The organism is Kitasatospora sp. LaBMicrA B282 (genome assembly GCF_050325825.1).
Lineage (GTDB): Bacteria > Actinomycetota > Actinomycetes > Streptomycetales > Streptomycetaceae > Kitasatospora.
This window is the reverse complement of record NZ_JBNQTI010000379.1, coordinates 1-841: the sequence shown is the minus strand read 5'-3', so window position 1 is coordinate 841 and position 841 is coordinate 1. Positions and strand designations below refer to the sequence as shown.

Genomic DNA, 841 nt, shown 5'->3' with positions numbered 1-841 from the left:
AGGCCGCCCGGGCGGCCGAGCTGCGCGGTGACCCGGAGCTGGTCCGGGAGGTGGCGCGGCTGGCCGAGCGGGCCGGGGTGGCCCGGGCGCTGCGCCCCGAGGGCGCGGCCGAGCCGGCCGGGCCGGACCCGCAGGGCACCGCGGCCTTCCAGCTGACCCCGCGGGAGACCGACGTGCTGCGGCTGCTGGCCGAGGGCCGGACCAACCGGCAGATCGCCGAGGAGCTGTTCATCTCGCCCAAGACGGCCAGCGTGCACGTCTCCAACATCCTCGCCAAGCTGGAGGTCTCCGGCCGGGGCGAGGCGGCTGCGCTGGCCCACCGGCTGCGGCTCTTCCCGGACGCCGGCACCGCGCACGGCTCCCCGGGCGGCTCCCCGGGCGGGCCGGCCGGCGAACCCGCGGGCCGAGGGGCCGGTGGACCGGCGGGCCGAGCGGTCGGCGAACCCGCGGGCCGACCGGTCGGCGGGGCGGCGGGCAGACCCGGCGCGAGACCCCTGGACAGGCGTGCGGACCGGCCCGCGGGTCGGCCCTCGAGGAGCTCCGCGGTGGTGCCGACGGTGACCCCGGTGACCGGTTGAGGCCCGTGGGCGGCGCGTAGTCCGGCGCACGGACGCACGCGCCCCGGCGCGCGTGCTCCCGGGCGTGCGCTACGGCCAACCGGGCCGATCTGGTGGAAGCGGGTGCATATCCCTACTCTCGGACCATTACTCTAAGTTGAGTGCGCGTGTCATTGAGTGACGGAAGTGGTGCGGGTTCCCGGTCTTTCCTTACTTCCCCTTTCCCCTCTTCTTCCCTCCTGCCCTCCCCTTCGCCCGTCAGCCTCCCTGCGCCCGTTCGCCCG

General features: G+C 76.6%; 1 protein-coding gene. It reads left to right on the top strand.

The annotated features are described in order from the left end of the window. On the top strand, nucleotides 1-578 hold a 578-nt coding region (locus ACQRUO_RS39550), incomplete at its 5' end, for a response regulator transcription factor (RefSeq protein WP_428321017.1). Between the last annotated feature and the right edge of the window lie 263 nt (nucleotides 579-841).